Annotated in this window: 3 protein-coding genes; all 3 read right to left on the reverse strand. The window is 52.5% G+C overall.

Going from position 1 to position 21,130, the window contains the following annotated elements; genetic code table 11:
- A partial coding sequence (locus ACFQZT_RS32505) for an amino acid adenylation domain-containing protein (RefSeq protein WP_379307162.1) occupies positions 1–5,556 on the reverse strand: 5,556 nt, incomplete at its 3' end.
- A gap of 33 nt (positions 5,557–5,589) precedes the next feature.
- Entirely contained in the window at positions 5,590–13,281 is a 7,692-nt protein-coding gene (locus tag ACFQZT_RS32510; protein WP_379307164.1) for an amino acid adenylation domain-containing protein, read from the reverse strand.
- A gap of 31 nt (positions 13,282–13,312) precedes the next feature.
- A complete protein-coding gene (locus ACFQZT_RS32515) occupies positions 13,313–21,097 on the reverse strand; it encodes an amino acid adenylation domain-containing protein (RefSeq protein ID WP_460872671.1) in 7,785 nt (2,594 codons plus the stop codon).
- Between the last annotated feature and the right edge of the window lie 33 nt (positions 21,098–21,130).

Consider the following 21,130-nt stretch of genomic DNA (forward strand, 5'->3'; position numbering starts at 1 on the left):
ATACTTGTTCACGATGTACGCGGTGGAATTGCCGATCGGCCGCCCGATCGGGATGCTGCCCACGTAATCGCGCTCGATCGGGAACGTCGTGGAGAACGTCGTGTTCTCCGTCGGTCCATAGCCGTTGATCAACCGCAGGCCCGGACACTTGCTCCGCACGTGGTTAATATGGCTGGGCGATAACGCATCGCCACCGACCAGCAGCTGGCGCAGACCGGCGAACATTTCCGCATTCTCCTGCGAAAGCTGGTTGAACAGCGGAGAAGTGAGCCACATCGTCGTGATACGGTGTTCGGCAATAAACGCGCCGAGCTTTTCGCTATCCAGAATAACGCTCTTATCGGTCAGGTACAGCGTGCCTCCATTCAGCAGCGCGCCGAAGAACTCGAACGTAACGGCATCGAAGCCAAGCGCACCCGTTTGCAGGATGCGTTCATCCGCACTCCACTGCACGTAGTTCGCATCTTTAACCAGCCGCACGACGCTGCGCTGCTCAATAAGCACGCCTTTCGGCTTGCCCGTGGATCCGGACGTATAAATCACATATGCCAGATCGCGCGGTCCGCTCTGTGGCTCTAAGTTCTCTTTACGGCCTCCGACTGAGGCCTCATTAAGGTCGATCACATATTCGGCGAACGTCGCCTGCGCCTTCCGCCGCAAATGGTTTTGCGTCAACACGATGCTTGAACCGCTGTCCTCAAGCATGAATTTCAACCGCTCCTCAGGCAGCTCAAGATCAAGCAGCAAATATGCGCCGCCCGCCTTCAATATGCCCATCACGCCGATCATCAGCTCGATCGAACGATCCGCCAGCAGGCCAACGACCGTGCCTGCGCCGACGCTTTGCTTCCTCAACGCGCTTGCAAGCTGATTCGCCCGTTCGTTCAATTCCCGATAGGTGAGCTGCTTATCCGCGCAGACGACAGCCGGGTGATCCGGCGTCAGAGCCGCCTGCTCTTCAAACAGAACCGATATGTTCTTGCCTCTCGTATAGTCGGTGTATGTATCATTGAATTCCTGGGCAATTTGCCAGGCTTCCTCATTAGGCACCATGCTTAGCTCCGCCAGCATCAGATCCGGCACTAAGACGATTTTTTCTAACAGGCATATGAAATGGCGAGCCATTCGCTCCGCAGTGGCCCTCGTAAATAAATTCGTGCTGTAATCCAGCTGGAATGCCAGCTTTTCCGCGCCTTCACGCACTTCCAGCGTCAAATCGAACTTGGCGATGCCGTTTTGCCAAATGTGCGGAGTAAATGCTAAGCCGGTCATGCCTGATCCACCCTCTGTGCCAGGACCGGGATCGATGCTTTGCATGCTGAACATCGTATCGAATAGCGGATTGCGGCCGGGATCGCGGCGAATATTCAAACGCTCCAGCAGCATCTCAAACGGATACTCCTGCGCTTCGAACGCTTGAAGGGCGAACTCTCTGACTTCCGCCAAGAAAGCGCGGAATGTTTTTGCGCCTTCCGGCCGGCTGCGCAGCGCCAGCGTACCTACGAACATCCCGACGACAGACTCCAGATCCGCATGTGAACGGCCGGCCGTCGGCGTTCCGACGATGAGATCTTCCTGTCCGGAATACTTGGACAGCAGCACATTGTAGGCGGCAAACAAAACCATATACAGCGTCGTCCCGGTTTCAGCTGCCAATCGTTTCAACGTGCTCAGCAGTTCGGTGTCCGCTTCCCAGCGAACGTGGTCCCCCTCGAAACTCTGCACCGCCGGTCGCGGAAAGTCGGACGGCAGCTCCAGCTGCGGCAATTCCCCGGCAAACGAATGCAGCCAAAAAGCTTCTTGCTTCCGCATCGATTCGCTATCCAGCTGTTCCTGCTGCCAGACTGCGTAGTCTTTGTATTGGATCGACAGCTCCGGCAAATCCTCCCCGCCGTACAGCTGTACAAACTCTTTCACGATTACAGACATTGATACACCGTCCGAGATAATGTGGTGCATATCATACATGAACAGATGGCGGCGATCCGGCAGCTCAACAAGTGCCGCACGAATCAAAGGCGCCTTTTGCAGATCGAACGGACGCATAAAACCCTCAACTACCCGTTCAATGATTCGCGTATCAGTAGCGGCAGCTCCTTCGGCATCAGTCAGACGCGAAAATTCCATCGCGAAATCAACGTGATCATGAACGATTTGCACCGGTTGCCCATCCATCATCTCAAAAGACGTGCGCAGTGCTTCATGTCTGCGTACGAGACGAGAGAACGCCCGCTCGAATCGGTCGCGGTCCAGCTCGCCCTCCACGATAAACACGCCCGGCATATTGTAGCCGATGCCGGCATCATCCAGATCTCGCAGCACAAACATCCGTTTTTGCGCGGACGAAACCGGATAATACGGTTTTCTTCCCGCAGGCTGGATCGCCTTGCTGTCATCCTCCTCAGCTTCACGGATCTTGCGGGCCAATCCTTCCGCCGTCGGCGATTCAAACAGCGCGCGCAGCGGGATGTTGACGCCGAAATGCTTGTTCAAGCGCGTCATGAGCGTCATCGCCTTCAAAGAGTGTCCGCCAAGACTGAAAAAGTTGTCATGAATGCCGATGCGGCCTATCCCCAGCACTTCCTGCCAAATCGCGACAAGCGCTTCCTCCACGACATTCGTCGGAGGGACGTACGGCGTTCCCGAAATGAAATCCTCGTCCGGCTCAGGCAGCGCACGGCGATCTGTTTTGCCGTTCGGCGTCACAGGCAGCTTGGTCAGCTCCATGAAAAACGACGGAATCATATATTCCGGCAATGCTTTAAGCAAGTACGCACGCAGCTCGAGCGGTTGGATCGGACGTTCCGCAACGTAATATGCGCACAAATAAGTCCCGCCCTGCGCATCTTTCCGGTCCAGTACCGCAGCCGCCGTCACCGATGGATGGTTGAGCAGCTGCGATTCGATTTCGCCAAGCTCGATTCGGTGTCCGCGGATTTTCACCTGATGGTCGATACGGCCGAGAAACTCGATATTGCCGTCCGGCATGAAGCGTGCCAGATCACCCGTTCGATACATGCGCTCGCCGCTGCGGTATGGGTTCTGAATGAACTTCTCGGCCGTCAGCTCGTCGTTGTTCCGGTAACCGCGGCCTACGTTATCGCCGGCAATGAACAATTCTCCCGGTGCGCCAAACGGCTGCAACTGCAGTCCGCTATTCAAAATATAGATGCCGTTGTTCGCAATGGGCCGTCCAATTGAAGGCAGCTCAGGAATGTTACCGCCGGGCTCCATTTGAAAGATGGTGACGACATGCGTCTCCGACGGTCCGTAATGATTGTGGATATGCACCCTATTTTTTTGCAAAAAGGAACGAAGCTGATTCGTAACCACAAGCTGCTCCCCGGCGGTAATGATATGCCGCACGCAGGACGGAAACCGGCTCACGTAGTCTTGCTCGTTAAACATAAATTTCAGGAAAGAGACCGGAAGGAACAACACTTCAATTTGCGCTTCTTCGATCAAATGAAGCAGTTTATGAACGTCGCGCTTCGTATCTCCGTCGATCAGATATAATTTCCCTCCCGAACACAGTGTTGAAAAAATTTCCTGGTAGCACACGTCGAAACTCATCGTCGTGTACTGCAGCACCGTACTGCCGTAATTGACATTATCATGGCGAAAAACATGGTGAAGCAGATTGACCATATTGCGATGCTCAAGCATTACGCCCTTCGGCTTCCCTGTCGTACCTGACGTATAAATAATATAAAAGAGGTCATTGCCGCTGCCGTTCAGATCGAGATTTCCGTCGTTAGCGTCATATACGCTAACGCTCGTCATATCAAGGATTTCTCCGCCAAAAGCCGCCTTGCCGTACAAATGGCTTTGGGTGAGCAAAATCGAAGCGCCGCTGTTGTGAAGCATGTAATTGACGCGTTCTTCCGGCAGCTCCGGATCGATCGGTACGTAGGCGCCTCCTGCCTTCAAAATCGCCAATATGCCGACTACCAAATCCGGCGAACGTTCCACCATGATTCCGACAGCCTGATCCGTGCAAACATGTTTACCTTGCAGCGTTCTGGCTAACCGGTTTGCCTTTTCGTTCAAGTCGCGGTACGTCAACTCCAACTCCCCGAACACGATAGCCACACGATCCGGCGTTTTCTCGGCCTGCTCCTCGAACATCCGATGAATCGTCAGATTGCTTGAAAGTTCCTCCCTCGTATCGTTCAGGTTCAGAAGGAGCCGCTGTTCTTCATCGGAGACGATAACAAGATCCCGCAGGCGAAGCTCAGGTCGTTCCACGATCGTCCTGGCAACCGTGTTCAAATGCTTTTCGATGCTCCGCAGAAACCGGGCGTCGTACACGTTCGCATTATAGTTCAAGCGTACGGACAGCTCTCGGCCCGGCATAACCAGCAAGTTCAAATCGTAACTCGTCTGTTCAACCATGCTGACATCGGTCGCGTCAAAGCCCAGCTGGCTTTCAGCACTCCCGTTTTGCACGGACTCTTCCACGGGATAGTTTTCGAAGACGAGAATGTGATTGAACAGATTTTCCTTAAGCGGACTTTGCGCCTGCACTTCGGCAAGCGGCAAATAGACGTAGGTTTCTGAAGCAAGCGCATGCTGCTGCACGCTTTGCAGCACATCCGGAAACGTTTGATCCGCAGTCGAACGTACGCGCACCGGGATTGTGTTAATAAACAAACCGACCATTTTCTCAATGCCGGATACCTGTGAAGGCCGTCCGGAAACGACGGAGCCGAATACGACATCATCGGCATGACTGTACCTTTGCAGCAGGATCCCCCAGATCGTCTGGAAAACGGTGTTGAGCGTCACCTGATGGCTGCTGGCCAGCTGCTGCAGCTGCGCAGTCAGCTTTTCATCGAAACGGATGGTCATTTCCGCCTGCTTATACGGAAGCGCAGTTACGTCCGTATCCGTGAACGGAACCTGCGGCACAGATGCCAATTGTTCGTAGCCGGACAATGCATCAGCCCAAAACCGCTTCGCCTCTTCCTTGTCCTGGCGTTCCAGCCACTTGATGTAGTCGCTGTATGGATGCGTCCTCTCCAATTGGATCGGCGCTTGTTCACGAAGCGATGCATAGACCTGAAACAGCTCGCCGACGATGATGCCAAGGCACCATCCATCCATCAGAATGTGATGGTGGCTCCAGAAGATCTGATACTCGCAATCCCCCGTCTGAATGAGGGAGACCCGCATCATGATGTCTTTCGACAGATCGAATCCCCGCTCCAGATCCTCCTGTTGAAACCGCTCAATGAATATTCCGCGTTCCTGTTCCGGCAAACCGCTGATATTTTCGAAATGGACCTGAATCTGCCGCTCCTTCAGCACGACCTGCACCGGACGCTTCACTTTCTCATAGAGGAACACGGTACGAAACACGTCATAACGCTGGACGATCCGGTTTAAACTTGCCGCAAACAAGCCGATATCGAGCGTCCCGCTTATGCGGATGGACATTTGTTCGAAATAAGCGTTCGTTTTGCCCTGTGCGAGCAAGTAATGAAACAGCATGCCTTCCTGCATCGGAGATAAAAAATACATGTCCTGGACGTGTTCTTTTTTAAATTGACTCATACAGCGGCTTCTCTCCTTCAGAGATAGTCATGATTACAGCTTTTCACCAAGCAATTCGAAAATATCATCGACCTCGTCCGTCGTAAGTCCTTTGGAGCTAAAATCGCTCGCGGTCCGCTCGCTTTCTTCCTTGTTCATACAATGCTGGATGATGCGGAGCAGATGATGTTTGAACGCTGCTATTAAGCGCTCTATGGTTGATTCCTCATACTGCCTAGGATTATAAGAAATGCGGAAGCTCAATTCGCCGTTCGCCGCCATCCCGTTCATTATGATCGGATACGTACGATGGGAATCCGGGTTCATCGGCTCTCCCATGTCAAGCTTGGATGGGCCGAACGCGTCGTGGGCGAGATCCGAGTCGAACTGGCCGAGATAGTTGAAGCAGATTTCCGGCTTCAGCCTGAATTGCAGCCCCGAACGCTTGTCTTCCGGCGTCAAATATTTCAGGATGTCGTACCCGATGCCCTTATTCGGGACTTGTCTAAGCGTCTCTTTCACAAGCTTAATCACTGCGGATATATCGTCTGCATCCTTCATATCCAGCACGACCGGATACATGGAAGTGAACCAGCCGATCGTTCGGGAAATATTGACGTCTCCCATGATCTCTTCGCGTCCGTGGCCTTCGAGCTGAACGGCAATCCGGTCGTTCTGCCCCCACTCCTGAACCGCTAATCCTAGTGCCGTTAACAAAATATCGTTCACTTCCGTGTGGTACGCATGATGAATATGTTTAAGCAGATGTTCAGTCTCTTCCATGGAAAGCGTCATTTCCGCCGTTGCGCTTTCCCCGAGCGTACTCGTTTCAACCGCAAAATCTTTATACAAACGGTCGATTTGCATGTCCTCCAATTGCTTCCAGTAAGCAATTTCCTGCAGCAATTCCTTGCTTTCCGCATAGATCGTTAACTGCTGCGACCAATACATAAACGAATCCGTTTTTTCCTGAAGAACGGCTTCCTCACCCTTAACTGCGTGCGCATAGGAGGCTGCCAAATCTTCAAACAGAATACGCCACGAGATGCCGTCCACGATCAAATGATGTGCGACAAGCAGTAAATGATCGCCGTCGTTTGTTTGAAACAATGCCGCTTTCCATAAAGGACCTTGACTGAGGTCAAAGCTTCGTTGTATACGATTCGCTTCCGCCGTAATACGCGGTTCAACCTCAGATGAATCCGTACCCGTAAAGTCAAAACGTTCGAACCCGATCATCTCGCCTTCCAGATCGCGGTTAAACTGGACGATCCTTCCGTTCATCACGGTGTAAACCATGCGAAGGGCGTCATGATGGCATGCAAGCTGCCAGAGCGCTTTCTCCAGCGCTGCTGAATCGAATCCGTCCTTCATATGCAGCATGACCGATTGATTCCAGTGGTGCTGATCCGAAAACCTCTCATTGAAAAACCATTGCTGAATCGGAGTCAGACCCACTTCCCCGGTCACGGTCTCCTGACTAATCTGTCGCGAGACCCGCGAAACCAGCTCACTCAGCTCTTCGATAACCGGGTAGCGGAACAGGTCTTTCATTTCCAGCTGCAGCCCGTGCTTGAACAGACGTGAGGCTACCTGAATCCCCTTAATCGAGTCGCCGCCGAGATCGAAGAAATTGTCACGGATTCCGATCCGCCCCGTTCCCAGCACTTCCTGCCAAATCTCTACCAGGATTTGTTCCAGCTCGCTTCGGGGCGCTATGTATTCGGCGCCCGTCTCTAATCCGCCTTCCGGCTTCGGCAGCGCCTTCCGGTCGACCTTGCCGTTGGATGTCATCGGGATTTGCGGAAGCCGCACAAAATGCGAAGGGATCATATAAGCCGGAAGCTTCTCCGATGCATGAGCGCGCAGCTCGGATACGGTCAGTTCCTGATCCGACAGCAAGTATGCGCAAAGGAATTTTTGCCCTTGGCCATCGTCCTGCGCCACCACGACAACCTCACGAATGGCCTCGTGCGTGAGCAGCTGCGTCTCAATCTCGCCCAGTTCGATCCGATGACCGCGGATTTTGACCTGGTGGTCGATCCGTCCCAAATATTCCATTTCTCCGCCGGGCAATAATCTGGCGAGGTCGCCGGATCTGTAAAGCCTCTCCTCCTGCTTATATGGATTCGCCACGAACCGCTCTGCCGTCAGCTCCGCACGGTTCAAGTACCCTCGTGCAACGCCGTCTCCGCCCACGTATAGCTCACCCGCGACGCCGATCGGAACGAGCCGTTGCTCGCTATCAAAAATATAGCCCGTCAGCGTCGGAATCGGCCTGCCGATATTACTTAAACTCGTCTCCATATCGCGTTCCGTTATTTCTTTATAGGTGACGTGCACGGTCGTTTCCGTAATGCCGTACATGTTTACAAGCTGCGTCTGCGGATATTTCGCCTTCCATGGTTTCAGCATGATCGGATTGAGCGCCTCGCCGCCGAAGATGACATAACGGACACTCAGACCGTTATCCGGCCGTTCAAGCTCCTCGTGGATCAGCGCGTAGAACGCAGTCGGCGTCTGGTTCAACACGGTGACGCCTTCCTCCCGCAGCAGCTGTGCGAATGCTTTCGGGTTCTGAGCCACCGTCTTCGAGACGATGACGCAGGTGCCCCCGTAAAGCAATGCACCGTACATTTCCCAGACAGAAAAATCGAAACAGAAAGAGTGAAAAACGGTCCATACGTCACCCGCATGAAAATCGAACTTCATCCGGTCATTCACCATCAATCGCACAACATTGCGGTGTTCGATCATGACGCCTTTAGGCTTGCCGGTCGTACCGGACGTATAAATGATGTAGGCCATATCGCCAGGCCGGTTCACCGGCTTCAAATTTGAGCCGTCACCGTTGTAAAGTGCCGCGTCGCCACTATCCAGTACTGTCCCGCTAAACGGCACATTAAAGGTCAGATGCGGCTGCATCAGCAGCACATGGGCCCCGCAATCGTCCAGCATAAACTGCAGCCGGTCCTGCGGATAGTCCGGATCGAGCGGCACGTAGGCGCCGCCCGCCTTCAGGACGGCGAGGATGCCCACGACCATATCGAGCGAGCGTTCCACGAGCAGGCCGACCCTGCCGTCCGGCTGAACGCCGTGACTTCGCAGTTGCCGTGCCAACCGGTTGGCACGCTCATTCAGCTCGCGGTAGGTCATCCGTTCCCCGCCAAAGACGACCGCATTACGATCCGGCCATAACGCCGCCTGTTCCTCGAACATGGCATGCAGCGTCATACCATCCGGATAGCGGGCTGCCGTGTCGTTGAAATCGACAAGCAATTGCTGCTTCTCCGCTTCGCTCATCATATCCATGCGCGAAAGCGTCTGATGCGGGTCTGTAGCCGCAGCCTGCAAAAGATTCAGAAAATGATCGGCGATACGCTGAACCGTTGCCTTCTTAAACAACTTGGTCCGGTAAATAAAGCAAAGCTCGACCCCCGCTTCGTCTTCTCTTGCTTCAATCGTCAAGTCGAACTTCGCGATCGGATTGTCCAGTCCGCTTGGCGAAATCGATAATCCGTCCAGTTCCATCGCTTCGAGTTCAAAGTTTTGCAGAACCAGCATCGTATCGAATAGCGGATTGCGGCTCATATCTCTGCGCACATCGAGCTTTTCGACCAGCGTTTCGAACGGATAATCCTGATTTTCGTAAACTTGCAGCATGTTCCGCTTGACTCCATCCACAAACTCGGCAAATGTTAGCTTGCCTTCCGCTTGATTGCGAAGCGCCAGCGTTCCTACGAACATGCCGATTACCGGCCCAAGCTCGGGATGAAACCTGCCTGCAACCGGTGTCCCTACGACGATATCTTCCTGTCCGGTATATTTGGCAAGCAGCACTTTGTAAGCCGCGAGCATAACCATAAACAATGTTGCGCCAGATTCCGTAGCTAGCCGTTTTAATGCTTCGTGCAATGGTTTGCCGGTATGAACGATGACTTTGTCACCTTCGAAACTCTGTACCGGCGGACGCGGTTCATCCGTCGGGAATTCCAGCACGGGAAGATCGCCGCTAAACGTCTCGAGCCAGAAAGCCTCCTGCCGTTTCATCGCTTCGGATTCGAACCATTCCTGCTGCCATACGGAATAATCTTTATATTGGATCGCAAGCTCCGGCAAGCTGTCCCCTTGATACAACAGCATGAATTCCTTGACTAAAAGCCCCATCGAGATCCCATCGGAGATAATATGATGAAGGTCGAACAAAAATAAATGACGATCTGCGGCCAAGCGTACGAATTCTACGCGTAATAAAGGCGCCTTGCTTAAGTCAAAAGGGCGTATGAAATGCTTGAGCAACTCCGCTCTATCCGCTTCGTTCGCTTCTTTGATGTCGACAATCAGATCAACTTGCGGACGTATGATTTGCACAGGCTCCCCGTCCACCGTATCAAAAGAAGTCCGCAGCGTATCGTGCCGGGCCACTAGAGCCTGGAACGCTCCTCGCAACTTTTCCTCATCGAGCGGACCTTCCATCATCATCGCCCCGGGCATATTCGAACTGGTTCCATCCGGGTCAAGACGATTCAGCACGAACATTCGCTTCTGTGCGGAAGATACCGGATAATAGTCCCGCCGTTCAGCCGGGCTGATTGCTGTATGGGATTGCTCGTCTGCGCCATGAATATAACGAGCCATCTGCCGGATCGTCGGCCTCTCAAACAAAACTTTGATCGGCACTTCCACCTTCAGCTGCTGATGAATTTTCGATATGAGCATCATCGCTTTCAAGGAATGGCCGCCATTGTCGAAAAAGTTATCTGTAACGCCGATCAATTCCGTCTTTAATATCTCTTGCCAAAGCGGCAGCAAGTTCGCTTCCGTCACGTTAGCCGGCGCTTCATACGCAGCAGTGGATTTCGGTTCCCCTTCGGGCTTCGGCAGCGCTTTGCGGTCAATTTTGCCGTTTGGCGTCAGCGGCAGCCGCTCCATCCTCATAAAGTAAGAAGGCACCATATAGGCCGGAAGTTCCCGTTGCAAATCGTCCTTCAGCTCAGTAGCCTGTGCCTCCGCTTCGAGCGTATAGTACACGGCAAGCGCTTTTTGCCCTCCGCCGTCTTCGACATCGATCACAACCGCTTCTTTCACCAGGCGATGCCCCGCAATCGCCGCTTCGACTTCTCCAAGTTCGATGCGATAACCGCGTATTTTAACCTGATGGTCGACACGGCCGACAAATGCAATATTGCCGTTTGGCAGCCACAAGGCCAAATCGCCGGTTTTGTACATGCGGGTACCCGGAACGAAGGGATTGTCGATAAATGTTTCCGAGGTGAGCGCATCTCGGTTCCAATACCCTCTGGCCAGGCCAGCGCCCGCTACGCACAACTCCCCCTTGACCCCGACCGGCAGCAGCTGGTGATGGAGATCCACGATATAGACCTGAGAATTCGCAATCGGATGGCCAATCGTCACAGGTGCCCCAGGCTCCAGGTTGCGGCAAACGGTAGAAATGACACTGTTCTCCGTTGGTCCGTACTCGTTTACGATTTCCGTTCCCGGGAAAATTCGTTTGCTTTTTTCCAGCAAAGATGCTGAAATGCTCTCGCCTCCCAAAGTCACGGCTTTCAGCGATGAAGGGCTATCAACATCCATCGTTTCCAAGATCGCCGCATACAAGCTGGGAACGCAGCTAAAATGGGTGATCCGTTCCGAGACGATTAGCTTTTTCAAGGCAATCGGATCTTTCGCTTCTTCGTCCATGGCTATCACAACCGTCGATCCGGAGGCGATCGGAGCGAAAAAGCTGCTCACAAAGGCATCGAACGAGAACGATAAAAACAGCAGGATCTGGTCATCCGCTCCGAAGCCATACTCCTCTTTTCTCCAGCGGATCGTGTTCGCGATGGCTTGATGCTCGACCATAACGCCCTTCGGCAAACCAGTCGTTCCTGACGTATAGATGATATAAGCCAAGTCCGTCGAGCTCCCAGACGACGTCAAATTAGAAGCATCTGCCGGATAATTCGCTTCGTCTTGCAGATCCAGGTATTCGCAGCCGCTTTCCTTGATCTTATGTATCCAATTTCTCTTGCTTAAAATAAGCCGGGCACCGCTATCTTCAAGCAAATAACGGATACGCTCAGCAGGATAGTCCGGATCACAAGGCATATAGGCTCCGCCTGCTTTGAGAATAGCTAACAAGCCGACAGGCAATTCTAAGGACCTTTCTGCCAAGATAGCTATAACGGAGTCCTTGCCGATGCCTTTTTCTTGTAATTTCCGGGCCAGCCTGTTCGCTCTTTCATTCAGCTCACGGTAAGTGAGACTCATCCCCCCGCAGACGATCGCTTTTTGATCCGGCGTTTTGTCCGCCTGTTCTTCAAAAAGCGCATGGAGCGTTTGCCCCTGCTCCTGTGGAAACCGTATTTCCGTATCGTTGAAGGAGTTCAGAATTCGTCTTTTCTCTTGCTCGGTCAAGATATGGATATGCTTTATCAGTACCTGGGGATCGGCGGCGACCTGCGCGATGACCTGCTTCATATGCCCTTCGATGCCGCTTATCCAATCCGCAGCGTAGACGGCGGCATTATAGCTGAGCTTGATCGTAAGTTCAGCACCCGGCGCAACGACGATATTCAACGGATAATTGGTCTGCTCCTCGACCTGCACATCGTTGATAGCGAAGCCCAGCGTCTGATCCCAGACGTTATTTTGCAGCTCTTTGGCGACCGGGTAGTTTTCAAAAATAACGATATGATCGAATAAATCCTGCTTGTGTCCGCCCTGGCTTTGAATATCGTACAGCGGAACGAAATGATAGGGCTCCGAAGCCAGCGCATTGCGCTGTGCTTCGGCAAGCAGACTGCCAAACGATTGATCGCCTTGATAGGCCATCCGAACCGGAATGGTGTTAATGAACAATCCGGCCATTTTCTCAATGCCCCTCACTTGCGAGGGGCGACCGGATACGACAGAACCGAATACGACGTCGTTCGTATGGCAGTATTTGCTTAAAAGCAAACCCCATATCGTTTGGAAAACCGTATTTAACGTTGTCTGGCAGCTGCCGGCGAGCTGAGTCAGACGACCTGTCGTCGTTTCGTCGATAACGAAGCTGATCTCTTGCTTGATATAAGAGCTATCATCTGGCGCCGTCTTTTTAGGAAGATGAACGGATTGTTCATAACCGTCCAAATACGTTTGCCAATAAGCGAGCGCTTCGTCCTTATCCTGCTTTTCCAGCCACTTGATATAATCGCTAAAAGGATATACGGCTTCCTGCGCAAGCGGCTTGTTATTTTTCAGCGCTTCATAAATTTGAAACAGCCGGTTAATCACAATGCCGAGTCCCCACCCGTCCATCAATATATGATGGTGGCTCCAGATGAACCGGTATTCTTGCGGCGCCGTCTGAAAAACGGCAATGTGCATCGGGATATCTTTGGCCAGATTGTAACGTCCGGCATGTCGATCACGAATATAGGCCTCAAGATAGCGCTGTTGTTCCTCTGCATCCAGATGACCGATTGGTTCAACATGCAGCTTGATCGGACGATGGTTTAGAACGACCTGCCTGGGCCGCTGCAAATTTTGATGGACGAATACAGTGCGCAAAATATCGTACTCGGCAATAAGCCGGTTAAAGCTTTGTTCAAATAATTGGGCATCCAGCTCGCCGCATAGGCGAGCCTGGAGCAGGTTATGGTAAGCGTTCGAATCCGGATCCATGATCGTATGGAAGAGCATCCCTTCCTGCATGGGCGTGAGCGGATACACTTTTTGGATTGTGTCTGATTTTTTCATTATTCACCTCTTTGGAGCTCGCACTCCGGATTCATGACTCGAAAATATCAACCAAACCATCAAGTTCTTCCATGGTGAGCTCGTGATCGCCGAGGTCGCTCGGGGTCATCTCGGTTCCTTGTTTATGCAAGCAGTGATCCATAATGTCCAGCAGATGCTTTTTAAACCGGTCTTGCAGCTGCAAGATCGTCGTCTGATGATACTCTTGGATATTGTAGGCAAAACGGACGTTTAGTTTTCCGCCTTGAATCAAAGCCGTGACGTCAAGCGTAAACAAACGTTCCGCATCCGGGCTCATCGGCTCTCCCGTCTCGTACGGAGACACGGTAAACCATTTTGTCGTCACATCGGAATCGAACTGACCTAAGTAGTTAAAGCCGATTTCCGGCTTTTGCGCCATGTTCAACCGAATTTCCTCAGGTGCCATATATCTCAGCAGATCAAATCCGATGCCTTTGTTCGGTATGCGCCTTACATGTTCTTTGATTCGTTTAATCTGGGAGCCCCTATCATCGGGGCCCTTCAAATCAAGGACAACAGGGAACTGGGCTGTGAACCAGCCGACCGTTCTCGACACGTTAACCCGCCCTGCCAAATCATCACGGCCGTGCCCTTCCATATTGACGATCAGCTGGTCTTGCAGCGTCCATTCTTGAACGCTTAAGCCTAAAGCCGTCAATAAAAGGTCCTGAACATCCGTATGATAGGCATGGTGGACCTGCTTCAACAATTGTTCCGTCTCAACCTCGCTCAGTTCAAAAGCCGTGCTTCGCGTATGGATGAGCTTCGATTGTTCCGCTTTTTTGTCTCTCGGCAGCATGGTCCGGGACATATCGCCCATTGACTGCCAATAATTCCGTTCCTTTATCAATTCCTTACTTGCGGCATAGGCCTTCAATTGGTTGGTCCATACCGGATAGGCATCCGTCTTATCCTGGAACACAATGTTCTCGCCATTCATCGCTTGTTCATAGCCGAGCGCAAAATCTTCCAAAATAATGCGCCAGGAAACCCCATCGATGACGAGATGGTGCGCAGCGATCAGCAGATGGTCGCCGAGTGTCGTTTTGAACAATGCTAATTTGATCAAAGGCCCCTCGTTCAAATGAAAGCTCGCTTGCAGGAGGCCCGCTTCTTCGGTAATAACCGAAGCCTCATCGGCCTGATTTCTTACATCGATCACGTTCAAATGCACCAACGATTCTTCCAGACCTCGGATGTGTGCGACAACACTATCGTTTTCAACCAGGAATACCGTTCTAAGCGCGTCATGATGCGTCATTATTTTGGCAAACACTTGGCGCACAATCGATTCCTTAAATCCATGCGTGCCCTGCAGCATGATCGATTGATTCCAATGATGCATATCGGTGAACCGCTGTTCGAAGAACCACCGTTGGATCGGTGATAACGCCATTTCCCCTGACACCGGATCCTGGCTGCTCTTGCGGCCGGCCTTTTGCACGTACGAACTAAGCTTCTCAATAACCGGATTTTGGAACAGATCTTTCATTTCCAGCATCCAATCATATTTGTACAACCGCGTCGATACTTGAATCGCTTTGATCGAATCGCCGCCAAGCTCGAAGAAATTATCCAGGATGCCGATCGGGCGAACGCCAAGCACTTCTTCCCAAACTTCCGCGAGCAGCCTCTCCAATTCATTTCTAGGCGCTAAATAATCCCTACCTTGGTGAGTTCCGCCCAGTTCCGGCTCCGGAAGCGCCTTGCGGTCAATTTTACCGTTAGGCGTAAGCGGCATTTGCTCCAGCTGAATAAAATACGTCGGCACCATATAATCCGGCAGCGCTCCTGACACATGCTCTCTCAAGTTCGAAATTGGCGCTTCGGAAATGCCTGTAAAATAAGCGCATAAATAATGATGTCCATGGCGGTCTTCCCGCGCGATGACGGTCACTTCTTGAATCCGATCATGACCCTGTATAACGGATTCGATTTCCGACAATTCAATCCGGTACCCTCTGATTTTCACTTGATGATCGATCCGGCCCAAGTACTCGATATTCCCGTCAGGCAGCCAACGGGCAAGGTCTCCGGTATGATAAATATGTTCGCCTGGTGCAAAAGGACTGTCCGTGAATTTCTCGTCTGTCAGATCCGGCTTATTCACATATCCTCTGGCCAATCCGACCCCGCCGATGCATAATTCGCCCGGTACGCCGATCGGCTGAAGCTGGTTATCCGCACTCATGATGTACGTCTGCGTATTGGGAATCGGATACCCGATCGGAACCGCGCCGGCATTCAGCTTCGCCGAGTCCGCACACCAGACGGTCGCACAAATCGTCGTTTCCGTCGGACCGTACGCGTTGTAGTATTGCACCTTACCTTCCCACCTGCGGATCAGATCGAACGAAGTGGCGGAGCCGGCGGTAATCAGCTTCTTGAGCGGGCTCATCCGATCCGGATTCAGGTGCGTCATATAGGTCGGCGGCAAGGTCAGGATCGAAATCCGCTGCTCGGTGACATAATCTTCAAATCTCGTATAGTTGCCGATGATCTCTTTGGACAACACGTAGAGCGTAGCCCCCGTCAGCAGCGCCATAAACGTTTCCCAAACCGAAGCGTCAAAGGAACTGCTGGCAAACTGTCCGATCCGGTCATTTTCCGTCACAGCGAATTGATTCTCAAAAAAGGCTTGTAAATTGGCAATGCCCGCATGCACGAGCATGATCCCTTTCGGCTTGCCCGTCGTACCCGACGTATAGATGACATAAGCCAAATCGTAGGAAGTGCTCGTAATACCCAGGTTAGCGTCATCCTGGATAACCAAATCCATCTCCTCAAGCGCCGCTACTTCGCCTGTAAATCCTGCAGGGCGATCCTTCTGCGACTGCGTAACGATCAATGGCGCAGCGCTGTCTTCCAGCATGTAGCGAATCCGGTCCGCCGGATATTCGATGTCGATCGGCAGATAAGCCCCTCCCGCTTTTAGAATGGCGAGCATCGTGACGATCCAATCCGCGGATCGCTCCATCATAACGCCGACCATGCAGTCGGTTGCGACGCCCTTCTCGCGCAATACCCTCGCCAACCGGTTAGCTTTGGCATTTAACTGACGATACGTCAACCGCTCGTTTTCCCATACGACCGCCACCTGATCCGGCGTTTTCTCTACCTGACGCTCGAACAGTTCTTGTATCGTGCAATGCTGCGGATAATCGGCTTTCGTTTGGTTGAAGTCGTCGATGATTTGCTTCTTTTCTTCCAAAGAAAGCATGTCGATCTGCGCTAACTTCGTATCAGGCTGTACGGCGATTTCCTGTAGAATGCGAAGGAAATGCTGCCCAAAACGCTCCATCGTCTCCGGTTTGAACAACGCCGTGCAATACTCAATTGTCAATTCCAAGCCGTCATGATCCTCAATAGCCAGCATGGTCAGGTCGAATTTCGATGTCGTATGCGGGACTTCATGCGGGATAAACTTCAATGGCTGGATGCCGATTGAGGTGTTCCCGATATTTTGCATAATGAACATCGTATCGAACAGCGGATTGCGGCTTAAATCGCGGTGCAGATCCAGCTTTTCCACCAGCGTCTCGAACGGATAATCTTGATGCTCGAAAGCCGTAAGCGCCTGTTCCTTCACTTCGGCCAAAAACTGCCTGAACGATTTGGAGCCCTCAGGGCGGTTCCGCATGGCCAGCGTATTGACGAACATCCCGATCACATGTTCCAAATCCGCATGCGATCTGCCGGCGATTGGCGTTCCGATCACAATATCCGATTGATTGGCATATTTGGAGAGCAGCACATTGTAGGCAGCGAGCAGCACCATATAAAGTGTCGTCCCACTCGTCGCCGCCAGATGCTGAAGCTGTTTCAGCAGCGCTTGATCCGCTCTGAACGCTCTACTGTCTCCGGTAAAGCTGCGCATGGATGGTCTTGCATAATCCGCAGGCAGATCGAGCAGCGGAATTTCGCCGTCGAACTGGCTGAACCAGTAGGCTTCCTGCGCTTTAATCGTTTCCGACTGGAACAGCCGGTTCTGCCATGCCGAGAAATCCTTGTATTGAATCCGGAGCTGAGGCACCGGTTGCATTTGGTACAGATGCACGAATTCCTGGATGAAAATGCCCATCGACACCCCGTCGGAAATGAGATGGTGCATATCGAACAAGAGCAAGTGGCGTTCTTCCGCAAGCTTCACAAGTCCGACTCTGAAGAGGGGCGCGGTCTTCAAATCGAACGGTCGGACAAACCGCTCCACGAGCTCATCTGTCGATGGCAGTGAATTCACCGGAAGCTCAATATCTTCCACTTGAAACTCAATGGCAGCATGCACCCTTTGGACCGGTTCTCCGTCGACCGTATCAAACGAAGTACGAAGCGTTTCATGCCGGTCTACCAGGCTTTGGAAAGCTTCTTCAAACCGCTGTGCGTCCAGCTTTCCTTCGATCGTCATGGCCCCGGGCATGTTGTAGGTCGTGCTGCCGCTATCCAGCAAATTCAAGATAAACAATCGCTTCTGTGCGGACGAAAGCGGGTAATACGGCTGCTGCGGCGCCGGCTCAATCGACTCAAAACGCGAAAGGTCCGTCTCCTGAATTTGCGAAGCAAGTTCCTGGATTGTCGTTGTCTCAAAGATCGTCCTTAACGGTACTTCGACTTGGAATTCTTTGTACAGTTGAGAGACCAGCGTCATCGCGCTTAACGAATGGCCTCCAAGATCAAAGAAGTTGTCGAGCATGCCGATCTGTCCGATTTCCAGTAAATCCTGTAGGATTCGGATCAGCTTGACTTCCGTAGCGGTGAAAGGAGCGACGTATTCTTTTCTGACCATTAGATCCATATCCGGCTCCGGCAGCGCCTGCTTATCCACTTTGCCGTTCGGCGTCAGCGGCATGGCTAACAACTGCACGAAGTAGGACGGAACCATATAAGCCGGCAGCTTTTTGCCGACGTGTGCCTTGACATCGTCAAGTGTAAACACATCATCCGCGACGATATAAGCGCATAGATACGCATTGCCGCGAGGGTCGTTCTTAGCCAGCACAACCGTTTCGTTAATGAGCGGATGCTGCAGGATCACGGATTCGATCTCGCCGAGCTCGATCCGGTAGCCTCTCACCTTTACCTGCTCGTCAAGACGTCCGATGAAATCGATCGTACCGTCCGGCAACCTGCGGGCAAGATCCCCCGTTTTGTACATCCGCGCGCTTCCGCTCGCACCAGCTGAGAACGGGTTACGCACAAATTTCTCGGCAGTCAGATCTTCGCGGTTTAAGTACCCGCGTGCAAGACCGTTGCCGGCAATGCACAATTCGCCGATAACGCCGATCGGCTGGAGACCGCCGCCTCCGCTTACAATATAGATTTGAGTGCCCGCTATCGGGCGGCCGATCGTGATCTCTTTATTGGCATCCAAACCTCTTTCGTATGTTGCAACAACACTGTTTTCCGTAGGCCCGTATTCGTTAACCAACTCGATATGCGGGTGGAGCTGCCTGCTGCGTGAGACCACGGTGCCGGTCACCTTTTCCCCTGCCATCGTCACGATGCGCAGCGAGCTTGCTTGTTCTGCGCTCATGCATTCGAGCAGCGCCGCATACAAGCTTGGCACGCTGATGAAATGCGTAACGTGATGCGCAGCGATTTGCTTTTTCATGAGCAGCGGATCTTTCGCTTCCTCTTCCAGCGGCAAGATAACCGTTGCTCCGGCAATGATCGGCGTGAAGAAGCTGGTCACGAAGCCGTCAAAGGCGAAGGAGAACAACTGCAGCACCGTATCACTCGTATCGAGTGCGTATTCGCCTTTTCGCCAAAGCAGGTTGTGTGCGATGCTGCGATGCTCAATCATAACGCCCTTAGGCATACCGGTCGTTCCCGAAGTGTAAATGATATACGCCAGATCCGTCGGCTCGTTGACCATCGGCAGATTCGACCCATCTGCGTGATATTGACGCTCGTCTTGGATATCGATCCACGTGCCATCGAAGGCAGCAGAAACATCTTCACTCCTCATTGATATCAGATGCGGCTGACTCAAAACGAGCTTGATTTGGCTGTCTTGCAGCATGTAACGGATTCGTTCTTGCGGATACTGCGGATCGATCGGCACGTAAGCACCGCCGGCTTTCAGAATCGCGAGAATGCCGACGACGAGCTCAATGGAGCGGTCGGCCATAATGCCTACGCGCATTTCAGGAACGACGCCCTGATCCCGGAGCGTCCTTGCCAATCTGTTGGCTTCGGCGTTTAGCTCCGCATAGTTCAGCATCCGTCCTGCGCATACGACTGCAGGCTGGTCAGGCGTCAGTTCCGCCTGCTCCTCGAACAGCCCATGCAGCGTCTTTTTGTCCGGCAAATCTGCACGGGTATCGTTAAATGCAACAAGCAATTGGTGCTGTTCCGTTTCGTTCAGTACCGTCATGTCGGCCAGACAGATATCCGCGTTCCGAACCGCGTTTTGTAACAATTGAACGTAATGGCGCCCGATCCGTTCCACCGTTGCTTTATTGAACAATTTCACGGAATAGTCGATCATCAATTCCATTTGGCCGTCCGCTTCTCTGGCTTCAAACGTGAGGTCAAATTTGGCAATGCCGTCATGTATGGCGGCAGGCATCAATTTCAAGCCGTCGCCGGAATCATCCGGTTGCGAGTGCGCACTTATGTTTTGCAGGATAAACATCGTATCGAACAGCGGATTTCGGCTTAAATCCCGTGCAGCGCCAATTTGTTCCACCAGCCGCTCGAACGGGTAATCCTGATGCGTGTACGCTTCAAGCGCTCGATGTTTCACACCTGCCAAAAACTCGCGGAATGTCATCTCTTCATGGACATCGTTCCACATCGCCAGCGTATTCACGAACATGCCGAGCACGCCCTCCGTATCCGGATGCGATCTTCCGGCAATCGGGGTGCCGACAACAAACTCCTGCTGACCGGTGTATTTGGCAAGAAGCACGTTGTAAGCCGCAAGCAATACCATGAACATGGTGCTGTCGGTTTGTACTGCAAGCTGCGCGAGCTGACGGCAAAGCTCGTTTTCGACGACGATTTGAACTCGGTCGCCCTCAAAGCTTTGCACGGCAGGTCTGACATAATCGGTCGGCAAATTGAGAACTGGAATTTCTCCGGCAAATGCATCCAACCAATAGGATTCCTGCTTTTTAAATGCATCCGTTTCGAACCAATCGTTTTGCCATACGGCAAAGTCTTTATACTGAATGCCCGGATCGGAAAGCCGCTCGCCTTGATATAAGCGAACCCATTCGTCCATCATGATCCCTACGGATACACCGTCGGAAATAATATGGTGCATATCGACCAGGAAAAGTTGGCGTCCATCGGCCAGCTTCGCCAAACCCGCTCTAAGCAGCGGAGCTCTGTGCAAATCAAATGGGCGTACGAACGCTTTCGCGACTTCGACAAGTTCCGATTCATTCGCATCTATCGTTTCAACCAAAAATTCGATGTCCGTGTGAATGCGCTGAACCGGTTCGCCGTGCAGCGTTGCAAACGAAGTTCGCAGTATTTCATGTCTGGCAATCAGCTCGTTCATAGCCGCTTCCAGCCGTGCTGCATCTAAAGCTCCCTCAATGATGAACGCCTCCGGCATGTTATAACCGGTGCCCATCCCTTCATATTCGCTGAGAATGTACATCCGCTTTTGCGCTGATGAAACCGGATAATGATCATTCTCGTCCGTCATCCGCCCGATGGATACATACGCCTCTTTGACGGCCGTTTGGATATAGGCAGCGATCGCTTCGACCGTCGGATGCTCGAACAATATCTTTAGCGGCACTTCCACTTCGTAAGCTTTGTGCATCGCGGTGATGAGCGACATCGCCTTCAGCGAATGCCCGCCCAGCGCGAAGAA

It is taken from the genome of Paenibacillus sp. GCM10027628 (assembly GCF_042676385.1).
In the GTDB taxonomy this organism is placed as follows: domain Bacteria; phylum Bacillota; class Bacilli; order Paenibacillales; family NBRC-103111; genus Paenibacillus_E.